The following is an 18182-nucleotide window of genomic DNA, read 5'->3' as shown; positions in this document are numbered from 1 at the left end:
ACGGTATGCCTGCCGACAGCGAGTTCGCGATCGACTGCCACGACCTGGTCATCGACCGGATCGGGCACGGCGGAACGACCCGTGCCGTCGACGGCGTGACGTTCACCCTGAAGCCAGGCGAGCTGATGTGCATCGGCGGAGCGACCGGTTCGGGGAAGTCGACCCTCGTGACCGCGCTCGCAGGCATGGGCGACTCGTCGCTGAAGGTGGCGGGGGGCCGCGCCACCGTGTGCGGGGTGAACATCCGCAAGCCGGGGCGCAGACGCCGGACCCTCACCGCGCTCAGCGGGCATCTCGCCCAGGGCGCCGGCGCTGCGCTGCCGCCGCGGCTCACGGTCGGAGAGGCGATCTCGGAGCCGATCACCTCGCGTGAGAAGAAGGTCAACGGCAAGGCGCTGGCGATCCGCGTGGCTTCTCTGCTCGACGAACTGCACCTGCCGCTCGGACTCGCGTCGAAGTTCCCGTACGAGCTGAGCGCCGGCATGCGCCAGCGCGTCGCGATCGCTCGCGCGCTGATGCTCGAGCCGCATGTGCTCATCGCCGACGAACCGCTCGCGAATCTCGATCTGGAGGTGCGACCGGTCGTCTTCGACGCGATCACCCGACGCCGCACGGAACGGGCGATGGCGGCGCTGCTCGTCACGAACGACGCGGCCTTCATCCGCGAGCTGGACGCCGACGCGCTGCTGCTGAGGGCGGGTCATGTCGTGGCCAGGGGCACGGGGGCGGACCTCATCTGGGCGCCGAACGCCGAGGCCGATGTCGGCCCCTGAGCGCGCCACGCCCGGGGAGTCGTCGGTGTTCGGCAGCGCCCGCGGAGTTTGCTAAGCTGGGGGAGTTGCCCGCGCAGCGGGGAACGACCGAATGATCCTCGGTAGCTCAATTGGCAGAGCAGCCGGCTGTTAACCGGCAGGTTCTTGGTTCGAGTCCAAGCCGGGGAGCCAATCCCCTCGAAACCCCGTCCTCGCGACGGGGTTTCGTCGTTGCGGCGGCACGTCGATGACATCTGTCGGAGATCGCCGACGGGATGCCGCGGCATCCGGCGTGTCCGTGCGCAATCGCATCCCGACACGCCGGATCGCCTCCGGAAGCGGAGCCCGGATGCCGGGCCGTCAGATCTTGGTGCCCTTGGCCGATCCCTCGAGCTGCGTGCCGTCCTCGCTGTAGAGCACGCACTGGATCGTGCGGTCGCCGAGGCGCTCCCAGCCGTCCTGAGTGGGCGAGAAGTACGCGTAGGTCAGCGCCGAGTCCAGCTCGCTGATGCCGACGAAGGCCTCGAACTGCGGGTCGCAGGTCTCCCACACGGTCTGCTCGACCGCGTCCGCTGCGGGGAAGTCGCCGTCCGGCAGGTCGAACTCGTAGAAGATCTCCTCATCATGCGGATCGCTGCACCGCACGACGTTCGTGTCGCTCAGCTCGGTGCTCGTCGCGTCGTCGGCGAGCTTGCAGTCGCCCACCTTGAGCTCGAAGATGTCGATGTTCGATTCGGAGGTCACCTGACCCGCCTCATCGCGTTCGGCGTCGCCGCTGAACACATTGGTCGGGATGCTGCACCCGGTCAGCACGAGCGCGACGGCGATCGTCGATCCGGCGAGTGCGAGGGGACGGAGAAGAGAGCGAGAGGTCATGCGGTTGCGCTCCAGAGCGTGAGAGTGAACGCGACGGAACGCCGCTTCTCAGACCGTACTGAGCCGCGTCGTCGCGCGGCAAGTCCGCTCAGCCCTCGAGGTCGTCGACGCCGGGCATCCAGCTGTGCGAGCCGCGGTTCCAGCCGCGCTTGCGCGCGATCTTCTGCACGGTCTTCCAGTCGGAGTCTCCGAGCCGGTCGACGTACAGGATGCCGTCGAGGTGGTCGAACTCGTGCTGCATGATGCGGGCGCGCCACCCGTCGACCTCGATGCGCACCTCGCGCCCTTCGAGGTCGGTGCCGGTGACCAGGACGCGGTCTGAGCGCCGCAGTGCGAACCGCTCCCCGGGGAACGACAGGCATCCCTCCGACTCCTCGTCGGGGTCGGGGGATCCGGGCTCCATCGGAGCCATCCACAGCACGGGGTTGATGATCTCGCCGCGCCACGGATTCTCGTCGTCGTCGACGTACGAGTAGACGTAGATGCGCAGCCCGACGCCGACCTGCGGGGCCGCAAGACCGACTCCGGGGGCGACATCCATGGTCTCGTACATGTCGGCGACGAGGGTGCGGATCTCGTCGGTCACCTCGCCCACCTCGCTCGCTCTCGCGTGCAGAACAGGGTCGCCCATGATGCGGATCGGAAGAACAGCCACGCCACAACCCTAATGGGCGCGGCGCTGCAGGTAGGGTGAGACGGTGCATCATGGGGTGGAGTTCGCAGCGAACGTCAGCGATCAGCTGGTCGGAGTGTTCGAGAACCCGGCTCTGCTGCTCGGCATCCCGCTCGCACTGGCCGGGGCCGTCTTCATGTCGCTCGGCGCGCAGTACCAGCACCGCGGGGTGGAGAAGGTAGAGCGACTCAGCGGAACCGAGGGCACGACGGGCCTCAGCGGCGCGCAGATCAGGGCGCTGCTCACCCGTCCCTCGTGGATCATCGGCACCATCATGCTCGGCCTCGCCATCGCGTGCCAGCTGAGCGCCATCGCCATCGCCCCGCTGATCGTCGTGCAGCCCCTCGGCGCCATCGCGCTCGTGGTCACGACGCTGCTGAACGCCCGGATCTCGGGACACACCCCGACCCGCCGCTCTCTCATCGCGATCGGGGCCTGCCTCGGCGGGATCTTCCTGTTCGTGATCCTCGCAGCGCTCTATGCGACAGAGCGCCCGATCAGCAACGACGACCTGTTCACGATCCTCACGATCCTGCTCGTGGTGATCATCGTGCTCGGGACGTTCTGGCTGATCCTCCGCCACCGCATGCGGGCGCTGTTCTACGTCACAGGAGCCGGCATCCTGTACGGCTTCGTGGCGACTCTCGCGAAGGCCGTCATCAGCCGCATACAGGCCGGGAACTTCGAGTGGCTCACCGTCGTCTGCGTGATCGCCCTCATCGCGGCAGCGGCGGTCGGCGCCTACTTCGTGCAGACCGCATACAGCTCGGGACCACCCGACCTCGTCATCGCGGGGCTCACGGTGATCGATCCCATCGTCGCGGTGCTGATCGGAGCCCTCGTATTGGGCGAGGCGGCAGCGGCCCCGCTGTGGGTGCTGATCCTGTTCGGGGTCGCGGGAGCGATCGCCATCTGGGGTGTCTTCGGACTCGCTCGCTACCACCCGCAGGTGCTCAGCGACAGCCAGGAGCTCAGCATCCGCCGGGGGAGCGACCCTTCTGCTGGTGCGGGGGCACAGGAGGGCTGAGCCGCACGGCGGGGCCACGGCCCGGGCTCAGCCCGGCTCGGGAACCCGGCGCCGTTCAGTAGTCGCGGTCGATGAGCTCGGGGGAGACCTCGGCTGCGGCCGCCTCATCGACGAAGAAGATCGTGCGGCGACGTCCCTTCGCTCCGGCGGCCGGGACGCTCGCGTAGCTGGCTCCGGCGAGTGCCAGGCCGAGAGCGGATGCCTTGTCGGCGCCCGTCAGCACCAGCCACACGCGCTTCGATGCGTTCAGCACAGGGCGGGTCAGGGTGACGCGCTCGGGCGGCGGCTTCGGGGAGTCGCGCACGGGCAGAGCCGCGGCGTCCGTCACGGTCACCTCAGGCCGGTCGGGGAAGAGCGAGGCGATGTGCCCGTCGGGGCCCACGCCGAGGAAGCACACCGCGAATGACGGCCAGGGCCCGTGGTCGCTCGAGTAGCGCGCGAGTTCGGCGGCGTAGGCCTCGGCGGCCTCGTCGAGGGTGACGCCGTCGCTCGGAGCCGCGACCTCGTGCACGTTCTCGGCGGGCACGGGGATGCGATCGAGCAGCGCCTCGCGCGACTGCAGCGAGTTGCGATCGGGGTGGTTGCGCTCGACGAAGCGCTCGTCACCCCACCAGAAGTGCACGAGCGACCAGTCGATCTCGCTGACGCGAGGGTCGCTCGCCGTCGCCGCGAGCACCGCGCCGCCCATCGAGCCGCCCGTGAGGCAGACGTGCGCGGTGCGTCCGTTACGCGTGCGGGCGTGCAGACGGGTGAGGAAGCGGTCGGCGACCCGCGCCGCGAGTGCGGCGGGAGTCTGCTCGACCACCACGGACTTCGTCGTCCCCTGGACCTTCATGTGATCAGGCTCTCTGCTCTGGCGGACCGAGGCGCGACCAGCCCTCGGTGATGACACGACCATAGAGCAGATCGGCGTCGAGTCGGCGCAGCTCCTCGGCGAGGCACTCGCGCAGCGTGCGACGGGGCAGGTGCAGCTCGTGGTCCGGCTGCCCGGGCTGGGTGAGGACGGCCACGCTCGGCGACGGGCGCTCGAGCAGGATGTCGCCGCTGGCGCGCGTGAGGCGCACCGACTTGATGCCCTCCTCCCACTCCTCCGGATCCTCGTACGACCACGTCACGGGCACCTTGAGCGCCATCTGCAGCCACGCAGCCAGCAGCGCGGTCGACGGAGACGCAGCGGCGCCGCGCACGTCGGCGGCTGTGACGCTCTCGTACGGCGGCTGGTCGAGCACCGCGGCGAGCTGCTCACGCCAGTGCGTGAGGCGCGTCCATGCCAGATCCGTGTCGCCAGGGGCATGCGTGCGACCGAGCAGCGAGAGCCGGTCGCGCACATCGTGGCTCGTGGCGGCATCCGTGATGCGGCGCTGTGCGATGCGACCGAGCGGCGAGTCCGCGGCATCCGCGGGGGCGTCATCCGGCCACCAGGCGACGACCGGCGCATCAGGGAGCAGCAGGCCGGTGACCAGGCTCTCGGCGTTGCTGGCCGCGTCGCCGTAGGCGCGGAGCACGACGACCTCGCTCGCGCCGGCGTCGCCGCCGACGCGGATCTGCGCGTCCAGACGCGCCTCGCCCTCTCCGGCGGTGAGCACGATCACCCGCATGGGGTGCTCGCGCGAGGCGTCGTTGGCGGCGTCGATGGCGGCTTCGGCCACGCCGTTGCGGGCGGCGATGACCAGGGTCAGCACGCGACCGAGCGCGACGGCGCCGCCCTCCTCGCGCACCTTGACCAGCTGCTTGGCGACCTGGCTGATCGTCGTGTCGGGGATGTCGATGATCACGGGCGTCTCCAGACTCGTCCGTCGCGGGCAAGGAGGTCGTCGGCCGAGGCAGGACCCCATGAGCCGGGGGCGTACTGCTCGGGCTGCTCGTCGAGGGACGCCCAGTACTGCTCGATCGGGTCGAGGATCTTCCACGAGAGCTCGACCTCTTCGTGGCGGGGGAACAGCGGCGGGTCGCCGAGCAGCACGTCGAGGATGAGGCGCTCGTACGCCTCGGGGCTCGCCTCGGTGAAGGCGTGGCCGTAGCCGAAGTCCATGGTCACATCGCGCACCTGCGTGCCGGCACCTGGCACCTTCGAGCCGAAGCGGATCGTGACGCCCTCGTTGGGCTGCACGCGGATGACGAGCGCATTCTGGCCGAGCTCGGACGTGCGGCCCATCAGGTGCTGCGGGGCGCGCTTGAAGACGACGGCGATCTCCGTCACACGGCGGCCCAGTCGCTTGCCTGTGCGCAGGTAGAAGGGCACTCCTGCCCAGCGGCGCGTCGCGATCTCGAGCTTGAGGGCGGCGTAGGTCTCGGTGGTCGACTGGGGGTTCATGCCCTCCTCTTCGAGGAAGCCGTTCACCTTCTCACCGCCCTGCCACCCGCCGGCGTACTGGCCGCGTGCGGCGGCGAGCGACAGGTCGTCCGGCAGCTGGACCGCGGCGAGCACCTTCTCCTTCTCGGCCCGCAGATGCTCGGCCGAGAGGCTGATCGGCTCTTCCATCGCGGTCAGCGCGAGAAGCTGCAGCAGGTGGTTCTGGATGACGTCGCGGGCTGCGCCGATGCCGTCGTAATACCCGGCGCGACCGCCGACGCCGATGTCCTCGGCCATGGTGATCTGCACGTGATCGATGTGGTTGCGGTTCCAGATCGGCTCGTACAGCTCGTTGGCGAAGCGCAGCGCGAGGATGTTCTGCACCGTCTCCTTGCCGAGGTAGTGGTCGATGCGGAAGATCGAGTCCGCGGGGAACGCGACCTCCAGCGCCCTGTTGAGCGCCCTGGCGGACTCGAGGTCGTCGCCGAACGGCTTCTCGATGACCACGCGACGCCAGCAGCTGTCGTCGTCGCTGTGCTCGCCGACGAGGCCGGACTCCTTGAGCTGACGGGCGACGGTGGGGAAATCCTTCGGCGGGATCGACAGGTAGAACGCGTGGTTGCCCATCGTGCCGCGCTCGACGTCGAGGGTTTCGACGGTCTCGCGCAGTCGCGCGAACGAGTCTGGGTCGTCGAAGGTGCCCTGCACGAACCGGATGCCCTGCAGCAGCTGCTGCCAGGTCTCCTCTCGGAACTCGGTGCGCGAGTGCTCCTTGACCGCGTCGTAGACGACCTTGGCGAAGTCCTGATCCTCCCAGTCGCGCCGGGCGAAGCCGACCAGCGCGAATCCGGGGGGAAGCAGGCCGCGGTTCGCGAGGTCGTACACCGCGGGCATCAGCTTCTTGCGGGACAGATCGCCGGTCACGCCGAAGATCACCAGCGCGCTGGGACCTGCGATGCGGTTCAGTCGGCGATCATCGGGATCGCGGAGGGGATTGTGTCCGCGGGAGATGGGGGCAGTCATCGGTGGGGGATATCTCCAAGTGGTGCGGATGTTCTCACTGGGCGGCTTCGAAGAGCGCCAGCACGTCATCCACGGCATCTGTGATGGTCAAGGTGACGACGGGGCGGCCGAGTGCCGAGAGCACGGACGCGTCACCGGCGGCCTGAGCCTCGATCAGCTGTCCGAACGTGTAGGGGAGTCCGGGGATCTCCAGATCCACTTCCGTGCGCTCGGTGATCTGCAGGAAGACCCCGTGGGCCGGGCCGCCCTTGTGGTACTGACCGGTGGAGTGCAGGAAGCGCGGCCCCCAGCCGAAGGTCGTCGGCCGACCGGAATCGGCCGCCACCATCTCGCGGAGCCCCTGCAGCTGGGGGATGTCCGTGCGGTCGACGTACGCCTGGATGGCGACGTACCCGTCCGGGCTGAGCCGGGCCCAGAGCGCATCGAGCACGCCGGCGAGGGTGCCTGCCGAGAGCAGCGCGGGGTCGGACGCGCGGACCTCGATGCCGCTCTCACCGAAGGCGGGGGCCGGCACCTCGGGCCTGGAGTCGAGGAGTCCGCGGGCGGCGGCCTTGGCGGCCTCGACATCGGGCTGGTCGAACGGGTTCACGCCCAGAAGGCGCCCCGCGATCGCCGTGGCGTACTCCCAGAGCAGGAACTGCGCGCCGAGTGTGCCGCTGACGAGGATCTCGTCGCTGTGGCGCAGATGGAACTCCTCTGCGTCGTCGACCAGCCGAACGATCTGCAGATCGCCGGGGCGGGCGTCCACCTCTGGCGAGACGGGCAGCAGCACGACGGGGAGGATGCCCGTGCCTCCCTTGCCCGTCGATTCGGCGATGAGCTGCTCGATCCAGTCGGGCAGACCCTCGATGTGGGTGCCGTCGCTGATCAGGCCGAGCTTGTCACGACGCGGCTCGGCTCCGACGATCGCCGCGGCCAGACGCAGTGCGGGGTTCTCGGGGGAGTCGACGGCGAACTGCAGCAGCGAAGCCTCCGCCTCGTCGAGCAGCTCCTCGATGTCCGCGCCTGCGAGACCGGCGGGGACCAGTCCGAAAGCGGTGAGCGCGGAGTAGCGCCCTCCGACGTTTGGGTCGGCTTCGAATACCCGGTACCCGGCATCACGAGCGGTTGCCTGCAGCGGCGACCCGGGGTCGGTGACGACCACGATGCGCTCAGCCGGATCGATGCCGAGGTCGCTGAAGGCGGCTTCGAAGGCGCGTCGCTGGGAGTCGGTCTCGACCGTCGAGCCGGATTTCGACGACACCACAAGAGCAGTGCGGCTCAGGCCGTCGTCGATCGCGCGCAGCACCTGGGCCGGTGCCGTGCTGTCGAGGATCGTCAGCAGGACGCCGGCGGTGTTCGCGATGACCTCAGGGGCGAGCGATGACCCTCCCATCCCGGCGAGCACGATCCGGTCGACGCCGCGGCCGCGGAGATCGTCGCGCAGTGCGACGATCTCCGCGACGAGCGGACGGGACGTCGAGACGGCCTCGACCCAGCCGAGGCGGACGGATGCCTCCGCGGAGGCATCCGGACCCCAGAGGTCGCTGTCGGCACCCGTGACGCGTGATGCGACGAGGTCGTCGACGAGCCCGCTGACGAGCCGGTCGACCGCAGCCTCCGCCGAGTGCGACACGCGTACCGAGACGGTCATCGTGCGGCTTCCAGGCCCTCTGCGACCTGGGTGAGCAGACCGTGCCACGAGTCGATGAACTTCGCGACGCCCTCTTCCTCGAGCACTCGGGTCACGTCGTCGAAGTCGACGCCGACGGCCTTCAGGCCCGCCATGACCTCGTGCGACTCGGCGTAGGTCGAGGTGATCGTGTCGCCGGTCACCTCTGCGTGGTCGAACGTCGCCTCGAGCGTCTTCTCGGGCATGGTGTTGACGACGCCGGGGGCGACGAGCTGGGTGACGTACAGGGTGTCGGGCAGGTTCGGGTCCTTGACCCCGGTGGATGCCCACAGCGGGCGCTGCAGGTTCGCGCCGAGCTTGATGAGATCCTGCGCGCGCTTCTCGGCGAACTTCTTCTCGAAGAGCTCGTACGCCAGGCGCGCGTTGGCCAGCCCCGCCTTGCTCTTGAGCGCCAGGGCTTCGTCGGTGCCGATCTCGGTGAGGCGCTTGTCGGTCTCGGTGTCGACCCGCGAGACGAAGAAGGAGGCGACGGAGTGGATGCTCGAGAGGTCGAAGTCGCCCGCATGCGCGCGCTCGAGACCGGTCAGATAGGCGTCGATGACCTCCTCGTAGCGCTCGAGGCTGAAGATGAGGGTGACGTTGACGCTGATGCCGGTCGCGATCGCCTCGGTGATAGCGGGGAGCCCTGCCTTGGTGGCGGGGATCTTCACGAGCAGGTTGGGGCGGTCGATCTTCTCCCACAGCTGCTTCGCCTGCGCGACGGTGCCCTCTGTGTCGTGTGCGAGGTCGGGGGAGACCTCGATCGAGACGCGGCCGTCGACGTGATTCGTCGCCTCCCACACCGGGCGGAAGATGTCGAGTGCGGCGGCGACGTCCTGCGTGGTGGCGGCGAACACGGCCTCCTCAGCCGACGCGCCGGCGACGGCGAGCTCGTGCGTCTGGGCCTCGTACGAGGTGTCGTTCTGATCCATCAGGGCGGTCGCGAAGATGGTCGGGTTCGTGGTGACGCCGACGACGTTGCGGGTCTCGATCAGCTGCTGCAGGTTGCCGGTGCTGATGCGGGTGCGCGACAGGTCGTCGAGCCAGATGCTGACGCCGGCCTGGGCGAGGTTCTCGGTGGGGGTGGTCATGATGTCTCGTTCTCCTTCTGCAGCGCTCAGCGTGCCGAGGCGGCGATGGTCGCGCGGGCCGCGTCGACCACGGCCTCGGCGGTGACGCCGAACTTCTCGAACAGGGTCTTGTAGTCGGCGGATGCGCCGAAGTGGTCGATGCCGACCGATCGGCCGCGGTCTCCGACGATCCCGCGCCAGCCGGCGGTCGCGCCGGCCTCGACCGAGACGCGTGCGGTGACGGAAGCCGGCAGCACCGACTCGCGGTACGCCTCGTCCTGCTCGGCGAACCACTCCAGCGAGGGGGCCGACACGACGCGCGCCCCCACGCCCTCCGCGGCGAGCGCCTCACGGGCGGCGACGGCGAGCTGCACCTCGGAGCCCGTGGCGATGAGGATCACGTCAGGCGTGCCGCCCGGAGCCTCCGCGAGCACGTACGCGCCCTTGGAGGTGTTCGCGGCCGAGGCGAAGGTGTCACCGGAGGCCTCGCCGTCGCCCCGCTCGAACACCGCGATGTTCTGACGGGTGAGCGCGATGCCGGCGGGGCCGCCGTGGCGACGCAGCAGCTCGAGCCACGCGGCGGCGGTCTCGTTGGCGTCGGCGGGGCGGACGACGGTGAAGTTGGGGATCAGCCGCAGCGAGGCGAGCTGCTCGATCGGCTGGTGGGTGGGACCGTCCTCGCCGAGGGCGACGGAGTCGTGGGTCCAGACGAAGATGCTCGGCACGTTCATCAGCGCCGACAGGCGCACGGCTGGGCGCATGTAGTCGCTGAAGATGAGGAAGGTGCCGCCGAAGGCGCGCGTCGGCCCGTGCAGCACGATCCCGTTGATGATGGCGCCCATCGCGTGCTCGCGGATGCCGAAGTGCATCACGCGACCGTATGGGTTGCCCTTCCACTCGTGCGTCGACCACTCCACGGGGATGAACGACGGCGCGTTCTTGATGGTCGTGAGGTTCGACTCGGCGAGGTCGGCGGAGCCGCCCCAGAGCTCGGGCAGCTGCGCGGCGAGGGCGTTGATCACCTGGCCCGATGCCGCGCGGGTCGAGACGTCCTTGCCCGCCTCGAACACCGGGAGGGCGCCGGCGATGCCCTCCGGCAGCTCGTGGGCCTCGAGGCGGTCGAGCAGCGCCTTGCGCTCGGGGTTGGCCTCAGCCCAGGCGTCGAACGACTTCTGCCACTCAGCGCGCGCGTCTGCGGCGCGCCGACCGAGCTCGCGGGTGTGCGCGATGACGTCGTCGGCGACGACGAAGTGCTGCTCAGGGTCGAAGCCGAGCACCTTCTTGGTCGCCGCGAGCTCGTCTGCGCCGAGCGCGGAGCCGTGGATCTTGCCCGTGTTCTGCTTGCCGGGGGAGGGCCAGCCGATGATGGTCCGCAGGATGATGAGCGACGGCTTCGCCTGCTCGCCCTTGGCCGCCTCGATCGCGGCGTGCAGCTCGGCGACGTCCTCGACGTACTCGCCGGTCTTCTTCCAGTCGACGGTCTGCACGTGCCAGCCGTACGCCTCGTAGCGCGCGGCCACGTCCTCGGTGAACGCGACGTCGGTGTCGTCCTCGATGGAGATCTGGTTCGAGTCGTAGATCGCGATGAGGTTGCCGAGCTGCTGGTGGCCGGCGAGCGACGACGCCTCGCTGGTGACGCCCTCCTGAAGGTCGCCGTCGCCGGCGATCACGTAGACGAAGTGGTCGAACGGGCTGGTGCCGGCTGCGGCATCCGGGTCGAACAGCCCGCGCTCGTACCGGGCGGCGTAGGCGAACCCGACGGCCGAGGCGAGGCCCTGGCCGAGCGGGCCGGTGGTGATCTCGACGCCCTTGGTGTGGCCGTACTCGGGGTGGCCGGGGGTCTTCGAGCCCCAGGTTCGCAGCGACTGGAGGTCTTCGAGCTCGAGGCCGAACCCGCCGAGGTAGAGCTGCACGTACTGCGTCAGCGACGAGTGCCCGGCCGAGAGGATGAAGCGGTCGCGGCCGAGCCAGTCGGTGTCGGCGGGATCGTGGCGCATGACGCGCTGGTAGAGCAGGTACGCGGCCGGAGCGAGACTCATCGCCGTGCCGGGGTGGCCGTTGCCCACCTTCTCGACGGCATCCGCCGCGAGGACCCGGGCGGTGTCAACCGCACGACGATCGATCTCATCCCAGTGAAGTTCTGCCACAGCCATACTCCTTCAGACGCTTGCGGAGGCCCCCGTATTCCTGCGCTTTCCGCGTCTTCACGGAGTAGAACGGCACAGCAGCGGGTGCGCGAGTGGGTTTCAGCATACCGGGGTGGGAGAGGCTGCTCGGTGTGTGTTGCGCTCGGTCGACAGCGTACGGAAATCGCTTTCCCGCGAGTAGTCGTGCGGCTGGGGCGGCGTCTCCCGCTCGACCCGGCTCGACACGCCGGGTGGCATAGACTGGCAGGACGCCCGTCATGCACGCATAAGGAGGGGATCGCGATCTCGACGACATCGCAGACCGCCGCGACTCATCACCCGCTCGGTCAGAAGATCCGCGGTTACATCGCCCTCACGAAGCCGCGCGTGCTGGAGCTGCTGCTCGTCTCGACCGTGCCGGTGATGTTCCTGGCCGAGGGCGGGATGCCGGACATCTGGCTCGTCGTCGCGACGGTGATCGGCGGGGCCATGAGCGCCTCGTCCGCAGCATCGTTCAACATGTACCTCGATCGCGACATCGACGTGCACATGAAGCGCACCGAGAACCGTCCGCTCGTGACGGGCGAGGTCTCGCCGCGCGGTGCGCTGGTGTTCTCGTGGGTGCTGGCTGTGGCATCCACCGTGTGGCTGCTGCTCACGACCAACTGGCTCGCCGCGACCCTCTCGGTCGTCGCCATCTTCTTCTACGTCGTCATCTACACGATGATCCTCAAGCGCCGCACCGAGCAGAACATCGTCTGGGGCGGCATCGCCGGCTGCTTCCCGGTGCTGATCGGCTGGACGGCCGTCACCGGCTCGCTGGACTGGCCGCCGTTCGTGCTGTTCGTGCTCGTGTTCCTGTGGACCCCGCCGCACTACTGGCCGCTGTCGATGAAGTACAAGGACGACTACGACGACGTCGACGTGCCGATGCTCGGCGTCACGCGCTCGGCGTCGCAGGTCGGCCTGCAGGTCATCCTCTACGCGTGGGCGACCGTGGCCTGCTCGCTGCTGCTCGTGCCCGTCGCCCACATGGGTCTGGTGTACACCGTGTCCGCTCTGGTCTTCGGCGGCTGGTTCATCTACGAATCTCACCGTCTGTACAACCGCGCCGTGCACGGTGGCGAGGCGCGTCCGATGCGCGTGTTCCACGCGTCGATCACCTACCTGACGCTGATCTTCCTCGCCGTCGCGGTCGATCCGCTGCTGCCGTTCTGAGCTGTCGCTCGCGACGCGAGGAGGCCCGCACCGTGACCGGTGCGGGCCTCCTCGCCTGTTCGCGCCGCGCCTCAGGCGGCGGGCTTCTTCAGCGTCGTGACCATCACGGTGTAGGCGGCGGCCGACAGCGACGCGAGCACCATGTGGATGCCGATGAGCAGCGGCGGAAGGCCGGTGCGCGCCTGCAGCACGCCGACTCCCACCTGCACCACGATCGCGACGATGAGCACGAGGGCCCAGTTCCTGGGCGGCAGCTTCAGCACCCACGCCGATACCGCGAGCAGCAGGACGAGCGCGGCGAGCACATAGCCGGGCCAGGAGTGCACGTGCGCGAGGACGCTGGCGTCGAAGCCCTGCCGCTCGATGTTCGCGTCCCCGGAGTGCGGGCCGGATCCGGTGGTGAGCACGCCGAAGACGATCGTGAGCGCGAGGGCGAGACCCGTGATGTGCGTCGTGATCGTGAACCAGGGCGGCACGGCGGCGACACGCGGCCCCGGCTGTGCTCCCAATCGGACGAGGAACAGGGCGGTGATGCACACGAGCATGAGCGAAGCCGTGTAGTGGAACCCGACGATGAAGGGGTTCAGGCTGCTGATCACGGCGAATCCGCCGACGACGGCCTGCGCCATCACGCCGACGAGGACGATCCAGGCGAGCACCGCGAGATCACGTCGCTCGGTCGTCTGACGCAGGGAGTCCGTGGCTCCGGCCAGCACGGCGAGCAGAAGCACGGCGGACATCAGGGCCGCACTCGGCAGATCGAGAGCCGAGGCGGCGAGGTACACCGCGACGCCGGCGACGATCCCGCCGAGCGCGAACCACACCGCCCGAACGACCAGGCGTCGTCCGCTGATGATGTGGAGGGTGAGCATCAGCACAGCCAGCGCGAGAAGGCCGACGACGCCGGTCATCACCCTGTTGCCGAACTCGATCGCTCCGTGCAGACCCTGAACCTCGAGGATCGGCACGAGAGATTCGGGGGTGCACAGCGGCCACTCGGAGCAGCCGAGGCCGGAGCCGGTCAGGCGCACGGCGCCGCCGGTTCCGATGATGAGCACCTCGGCGACGAACGACAGCCAGGCGAACACGCGAACACGCCGGTCGATCGTCGTCGGCAGCCAGCTCAGGGTGTCGTCGGGCGTGCGCAGGCGCGGGATGGTATCCGGAGCGGCGGTGTGGTTCATGGTGCCTCCGGTTCGCGGAATGTGACAGGCCGTCGCGGCCCGTCTGTCAGACGGAACCTGTAGAATCGGGAACGTGGTGAGGGGTGCGCTCACAGCGCGAAACCCATCACCGACAGTTTAGGCGCGAGTCCTGCGCCGAAGATGAGGGCCCATCAGCGGCATCCGTTCCCCGAAGACTCGACGGGGGACCGGTATGCCGGGGCGGATGACACCGTCTGGGCCCGTGTGAGGAGAGTGTGTCATGTCGGATGTGCTGATCGACCGCCCGGAACTCGAAGGTCTGGGGGTGTACGAGTTCGGCTGGCACGACCCGGATGCCGCCGGAGCCAGCGCGCGTCGCGGCCTCTCCGAAGACGTCGTGCGCGACATCTCGGCTCTCAAGAGCGAGCCGGAGTGGATGCTGAAGACCCGCCTCAAGGGGCTGTCGCTCTTCGACCGCAAGCCGATGCCCACCTGGGGCGCCGACCTCAGCGAGATCGACTTCGACAACATCAAGTACTTCGTCCGCTCCACCGAGAAGCAGGCGCAGAGCTGGGAAGACCTCCCCGACGACATCAAGAACACGTACGAGCGGCTCGGCATCCCCGAGGCCGAGCGCCAGCGTCTCGTCGCCGGCGTCGCCGCGCAGTACGAGTCCGAGGTCGTCTACCACCAGATCCGCGAGGACCTGGAGCAGCAGGGCGTCATCTTCATGGACACCGACACCGCGCTGCGCGAGCACCCCGAGTTCTTCGAGGAGTACTTCGGCACGGTCATCCCGTCCGGCGACAACAAGTTCGCGGCCCTCAACACCGCCGTGTGGTCGGGCGGATCATTCGTGTACGTGCCCAAGGGCGTTCACGTCGAGATCCCGCTGCAGGCGTACTTCCGCATCAACACCGAGAACATGGGTCAGTTCGAGCGGACCCTGATCATCGCCGACGAGGACAGCTACGTCCACTACATCGAGGGCTGCACCGCCCCGATCTACAAGTCGGACTCGCTGCACTCCGCCGTCGTCGAGATCATCGTGAAGAAGAACGCACGCGTGCGCTACACGACGATCCAGAACTGGTCGAGCAACGTCTACAACCTCGTCACCAAGCGCGCGGTCGCCCACGAGGGCGCCACCATGGAGTGGGTCGACGGCAACATCGGCTCCAAGGTGACCATGAAGTACCCGTCGATCTACCTGATGGGCGAGCACGCCAAGGGCGAGACCCTGTCCGTCGCCTTCGCCGGTCCGGGTCAGCACCAGGACGCCGGCGCGAAGATGGTGCACATGGCGCCGTACACGCAGTCGTCGATCGTGTCGAAGTCGATCGCCCGCGGCGGCGGTCGTGCCGGCTACCGCGGTGAGGTGCGCGTCGACGCCGCCGCTCACCACTCGGCCAATTCGGTGGTCTGCGACGCGCTGCTCGTCGACACCCAGTCGCGCTCCGACACCTACCCGGCGATCGACATCCGTGTCGACGACGTGCAGCTCGGCCACGAGGCCACCGTCTCGAAGGTCAGCGAGGAGCAGCTCTTCTACCTGCAGTCGCGCGGCATCGACGAGACCGAGGCGATGGCCATGATCGTGCGCGGGTTCATCGAGCCCATCGCGCGCGAGCTGCCCATGGAGTACGCGATGGAACTGAACAAGCTCATCGAGATGGGCATGGAAGGATCGGTCGGCTGATGACGGCCCCCACACAGGCGCCCGAGCTGGCGCCGCAGACGAACGCGCACATCGACCCGGCCGCGCAGGTCGCAGGCTCCGGCTTCGTGCCGGTGCAGACCCGCTCCGAGCGGCCCCGGTCGTTCGATCCGCAGGACTTCGGTGCTCCCACCGGCCGTGAGGTCAACTGGAAGCACACGCCGATCGCACAGCTGAAGTCGCTGCTCGATCCGGCCGGCGAGAACGACGGCGTCACCTACGCTTTCAGCCACGAGCAGTACGTGAGCACGCCGCTCGCGCACGGCTCGACGCCTCGCGGGGAGTTCTTCGTGCCGGAGGACGTCGTCTCGGCGGTGGCATGGCAGGGATCGGCTGAGGCGATCCACCTTCGGATCCCCGCCGACGAGGAGGTCGCCGAGCCGATCACCGTGTCGATCGACGGCACCGGCGGCCGCGCAGACGCGCACCTCGTCATCGAAGCCGGGCGTCACAGCGTCGCGACCGTCGTGCTGCAGCACGGCGGAACGGCCCAGTACGCCCAGAACGTCGAGATCATCGTGCGCGACGGAGCCAAGCTGAAGCTCGTGACCGTGCAGCGCTGGGAGGACGAGGCGGTGCACGCCGCCGCCCACCAGGCGCGTGTCGACCGCGATGCCGAGCTCACCCACATCGTCGTCAGCCTCGGCGGCGGCGTGGTGCGCGTGAACCCGAACGTCGAGCTCGCGGGCACCGGCTCGCACGGGTACCTCTACGGGCTGTCCTTCGCCGACGCCGGTCAGCACCTCGAGAGCCAGGTCTACCTGCACCACAAGGGTGCGCACACCACCGGTGACGTGCTCTACAAGGGCGCTCTGCACGGTGCGAGCGCGCACAGCGTGTGGATCGGCGACGTGCTGATCGGTCCCGATGCGACCGGCACCGACTCGTACGAGGCGAACCGCAACCTGGTGCTCACCGAGGGCGCACGCGCCGACTCGATCCCGAACCTCGAGATCCAGACCGGTGACATCGCCGGAGCCGGGCACGCGAGTGCCACCGGCAGGTTCGACGACGAGCAGCTCTTCTATCTGCAGGCTCGCGGCATCACCGAGGAGGAGGCTCGTCGCCTCGTCGTGTTCGGCTTCCTCACCGAGGTCGTCCAGCGCATCGGCATCCCGTCGCTGCAGGACGAGCTGGTCGCCGCCCTCGAAGCCGAGCTCGGGGCGGTGACCGCGTGAGCGCCCAGCGCGCGTGCAGCGTCAGCGAACTCGAGCAGGACACGCCTCTTCGCGTCGAGCTCGACGGCATCGCGATCTCGATCGTGAAGGACGGCGACGATCAGATCCATGCGATCGGCGACCGCTGCACTCACGGCGACATCTCGCTGTCGGAGGGCTTCGTGGAAGGCAAGACGCTGGAGTGCTGGGCCCACGGCTCGGCGTTCTCGCTCGAGACCGGCCACCCCCTCAACCTCCCCGCTTACGAGCCCGTCCCGGTCTTCGTCGTCGAGATCGACGGCGACGACGTGCTCATCGACCCCACTGTCACTAAGGAAGTCTGAATGTCTGTGCTCGAGATCCGCGACCTGCACGTAACGGTCGAGACCGACCAGGGCGAGACCCCGATCCTCAACGGGATCGACCTCACCATCAAGACCGGCGAGACGCACGCCATCATGGGCCCCAACGGCTCCGGCAAGTCGACCCTCGCCTACACGATCGCCGGTCACCCGAAGTACACCGTCACCCAGGGCACCATCACCTTCGACGGTGAGGACGTGCTCGAGATGAGCGTCGACGAGCGCGCCCGCGCCGGACTGTTCCTCGCGATGCAGTACCCGGTCGAGATCCCCGGCGTCACCGTGACGAACTTCCTGCGCACCGCGAAGACGGCGATCGACGGCGAGGCGCCCTCGATCCGCCAGTGGACGAAGGACGTCAAGGAGGCCATGTCGAACCTGCGCATGGACCCCAAGTTCGCCCAGCGCAACGTGAACGAGGGCTTCTCGGGCGGCGAGAAGAAGCGCCACGAGATCATGCAGCTCGAGGTGCTGAAGCCGAAGCTGGCCGTGCTCGACGAGACCGACTCCGGTCTCGACGTCGACGCGCTGAAGATCGTGTCCGAAGGCGTCAACCGCGCCAAGGAGGCGACGAACCTCGGTGTGCTGCTGATCACGCACTACACCCGCATCCTGCGCTACATCCGCCCCGACTACGTTCACGTCGTCGTCAAGGGCAAGATCGTCGAGGAGGGCGGCCCCGAGCTCGCCGACCGCCTCGAGGAGGAGGGCTACGACCGCTTCCTCGACCCCGCCGAGCCCATCGAAGCGTAGGCTGACAGCATGACCGCGACGCTCACCCCTGAGAAGCACGACGAGGTCACCGAGGCTCTCAAGGACGTCATGGACCCGGAGCTCGGGATCAACGTCGTCGACCTCGGCCTGATCTACGACCTCTCCTGGGACGACGAGAACGACGCGCTGGTCATCCACATGACGCTGACCAGTGCCGGCTGCCCGCTCACCGACGTGCTCGAGGAGCAGACCGCGCAGGCGCTGGACTCCGTCGTCGATCAGTTCCGCATCAACTGGGTATGGATGCCGCCGTGGGGCCCGGAGCGGATCACCGACGACGGACGCGACATGATGCGCGCGCTCGGATTCGCGATCTGA

General features: G+C 68.7%; 17 protein-coding genes and 1 tRNA gene. 9 read left to right on the top strand and 9 right to left on the bottom strand.

Annotation, left to right across the window (positions count from 1 at the left end; genetic code table 11):
• Positions 1-5: 5 nt before the first annotated feature.
• Entirely contained in the window at positions 6-773 is a 768-nt protein-coding gene (locus FVO59_RS15040) for an ATP-binding cassette domain-containing protein (RefSeq protein ID WP_346265678.1), read from the top strand.
• A gap of 95 nt (positions 774-868) precedes the next feature.
• Positions 869-944, top strand: a tRNA-Asn gene (locus tag FVO59_RS15035).
• A 168-nt stretch (positions 945-1112) separates the two neighbouring features.
• Here the strand turns inward: FVO59_RS15035 and FVO59_RS15030 are convergent.
• Together FVO59_RS15030 and def are read right to left on the bottom strand one after the other, a co-directional pair.
• Entirely contained in the window at positions 1113-1628 is a 516-nt protein-coding gene (locus tag FVO59_RS15030) for a septum formation family protein (protein WP_182253349.1), read from the bottom strand.
• Between the two features lie 88 nt (positions 1629-1716).
• A complete protein-coding gene (gene def / locus FVO59_RS15025) occupies positions 1717-2283 on the bottom strand; it encodes a peptide deformylase (protein WP_182253348.1) in 567 nt (188 codons plus the stop codon).
• A 55-nt stretch (positions 2284-2338) separates the two neighbouring features.
• On the opposite strand from def, the gene FVO59_RS15020 reads away from it, so the two are divergent.
• Complete coding sequence (locus FVO59_RS15020; protein WP_259363282.1) at positions 2339-3328, top strand: DMT family transporter; 990 nt, start codon at positions 2339-2341, stop codon at positions 3326-3328.
• A gap of 55 nt (positions 3329-3383) precedes the next feature.
• On the opposite strand, the gene pgl is transcribed toward FVO59_RS15020, so the two are convergent.
• From pgl to tkt, 6 genes are read right to left on the bottom strand one after another with little or no spacing between them, the layout of a single operon-like run.
• Positions 3384-4163, bottom strand: coding sequence for a 6-phosphogluconolactonase (gene pgl / locus FVO59_RS15015; protein WP_182253347.1), 780 nt, complete (start codon positions 4161-4163; stop codon positions 3384-3386).
• A gap of 4 nt (positions 4164-4167) precedes the next feature.
• Positions 4168-5103: a glucose-6-phosphate dehydrogenase assembly protein OpcA gene (locus FVO59_RS15010; RefSeq protein ID WP_182253346.1), complete on the bottom strand. Its 936-nt coding sequence runs from the start codon at positions 5101-5103 to the stop codon at positions 4168-4170.
• Positions 5100-6644: a glucose-6-phosphate dehydrogenase gene (gene zwf / locus FVO59_RS15005; RefSeq protein WP_182253345.1), complete on the bottom strand. Its 1545-nt coding sequence runs from the start codon at positions 6642-6644 to the stop codon at positions 5100-5102. The genes FVO59_RS15010 and zwf overlap by 4 nt, the downstream gene beginning before the upstream one ends.
• 34 nt (positions 6645-6678) lie before the next feature.
• Entirely contained in the window at positions 6679-8277 is a 1599-nt protein-coding gene (locus tag FVO59_RS15000; protein WP_182253344.1) for a phosphoglucose isomerase-related protein, read from the bottom strand.
• On the bottom strand, positions 8274-9386 hold the full coding sequence (gene tal / locus FVO59_RS14995) for a transaldolase (RefSeq protein WP_182253343.1): 1113 nt from the start codon (positions 9384-9386) through the stop codon (positions 8274-8276). The genes FVO59_RS15000 and tal overlap by 4 nt, the downstream gene beginning before the upstream one ends.
• A gap of 26 nt (positions 9387-9412) precedes the next feature.
• A complete protein-coding gene (gene tkt / locus FVO59_RS14990) occupies positions 9413-11512 on the bottom strand; it encodes a transketolase (protein ID WP_182253342.1) in 2100 nt (699 codons plus the stop codon).
• Positions 11513-11794: 282 nt separating this feature from the next.
• On the opposite strand from tkt, the gene FVO59_RS14985 reads away from it, so the two are divergent.
• Positions 11795-12709: a heme o synthase gene (locus tag FVO59_RS14985; protein ID WP_182256889.1), complete on the top strand. Its 915-nt coding sequence runs from the start codon at positions 11795-11797 to the stop codon at positions 12707-12709.
• 71 nt (positions 12710-12780) lie between these two features.
• Here the strand turns inward: FVO59_RS14985 and FVO59_RS14980 are convergent, their stop codons facing one another.
• Complete coding sequence (locus FVO59_RS14980) at positions 12781-13893, bottom strand: COX15/CtaA family protein (protein ID WP_220465683.1); 1113 nt, start codon at positions 13891-13893, stop codon at positions 12781-12783.
• Positions 13894-14134: 241 nt separating this feature from the next.
• Between FVO59_RS14980 and sufB the strand changes: the two genes are divergently transcribed.
• From sufB to FVO59_RS14955, 5 genes are read left to right on the top strand one after another with little or no spacing between them, the layout of a single operon-like run.
• Positions 14135-15553: a Fe-S cluster assembly protein SufB gene (sufB, locus tag FVO59_RS14975; protein ID WP_182253341.1), complete on the top strand. Its 1419-nt coding sequence runs from the start codon at positions 14135-14137 to the stop codon at positions 15551-15553.
• The gene (gene sufD, locus FVO59_RS14970) at positions 15553-16749 is read left to right on the top strand and encodes a Fe-S cluster assembly protein SufD (protein ID WP_182253340.1); all 1197 of its coding nucleotides are present in this window, start codon (positions 15553-15555) and stop codon (positions 16747-16749) included. Before sufB ends, sufD begins: the two co-directional genes overlap by 1 nt.
• Positions 16746-17072, top strand: a complete 327-nt coding sequence (locus tag FVO59_RS14965; RefSeq protein WP_182253339.1) for a non-heme iron oxygenase ferredoxin subunit — start codon at positions 16746-16748, stop codon at positions 17070-17072. The genes sufD and FVO59_RS14965 overlap by 4 nt, the downstream gene beginning before the upstream one ends.
• A complete protein-coding gene (gene sufC, locus FVO59_RS14960; RefSeq protein ID WP_182253338.1) occupies positions 17073-17843 on the top strand; it encodes a Fe-S cluster assembly ATPase SufC in 771 nt (256 codons plus the stop codon).
• A 9-nt stretch (positions 17844-17852) separates the two neighbouring features.
• The gene (locus tag FVO59_RS14955) at positions 17853-18182 is read left to right on the top strand and encodes a metal-sulfur cluster assembly factor (protein ID WP_182253337.1); all 330 of its coding nucleotides are present in this window, start codon (positions 17853-17855) and stop codon (positions 18180-18182) included.

The organism is Microbacterium esteraromaticum (assembly GCF_014084045.1).
Lineage (GTDB): Bacteria > Actinomycetota > Actinomycetes > Actinomycetales > Microbacteriaceae > Microbacterium > Microbacterium esteraromaticum_D.
This window is presented reverse-complemented; position numbering and strand designations above follow the sequence as displayed.

What these genes read in the sequence shown, in the direction of transcription:
- FVO59_RS14980 (WP_220465683.1), bottom strand. Translation starts at nt 13,893, where the DNA reads ATGAACCACACCGCCGCTCCGGATACCATCCCGCGCCTGCGCACGCCC.
- sufB (WP_182253341.1), top strand. Translation starts at nt 14,135, where the DNA reads ATGTCGGATGTGCTGATCGACCGCCCGGAACTCGAAGGTCTGGGGGTG.
- pgl (WP_182253347.1), bottom strand. Translation starts at nt 4,163, where the DNA reads ATGAAGGTCCAGGGGACGACGAAGTCCGTGGTGGTCGAGCAGACTCCC.
- sufC (WP_182253338.1), top strand. Translation starts at nt 17,073, where the DNA reads ATGTCTGTGCTCGAGATCCGCGACCTGCACGTAACGGTCGAGACCGAC.
- zwf (WP_182253345.1), bottom strand. Translation starts at nt 6,644, where the DNA reads ATGACTGCCCCCATCTCCCGCGGACACAATCCCCTCCGCGATCCCGAT.
- FVO59_RS14955 (WP_182253337.1), top strand. Translation starts at nt 17,853, where the DNA reads ATGACCGCGACGCTCACCCCTGAGAAGCACGACGAGGTCACCGAGGCT.
- sufD (WP_182253340.1), top strand. Translation starts at nt 15,553, where the DNA reads ATGACGGCCCCCACACAGGCGCCCGAGCTGGCGCCGCAGACGAACGCG.
- FVO59_RS15000 (WP_182253344.1), bottom strand. Translation starts at nt 8,277, where the DNA reads ATGACCGTCTCGGTACGCGTGTCGCACTCGGCGGAGGCTGCGGTCGAC.
- tal (WP_182253343.1), bottom strand. Translation starts at nt 9,386, where the DNA reads ATGACCACCCCCACCGAGAACCTCGCCCAGGCCGGCGTCAGCATCTGG.
- FVO59_RS15040 (WP_346265678.1), top strand. Translation starts at nt 6, where the DNA reads ATGCCTGCCGACAGCGAGTTCGCGATCGACTGCCACGACCTGGTCATC.
- FVO59_RS15030 (WP_182253349.1), bottom strand. Translation starts at nt 1,628, where the DNA reads ATGACCTCTCGCTCTCTTCTCCGTCCCCTCGCACTCGCCGGATCGACG.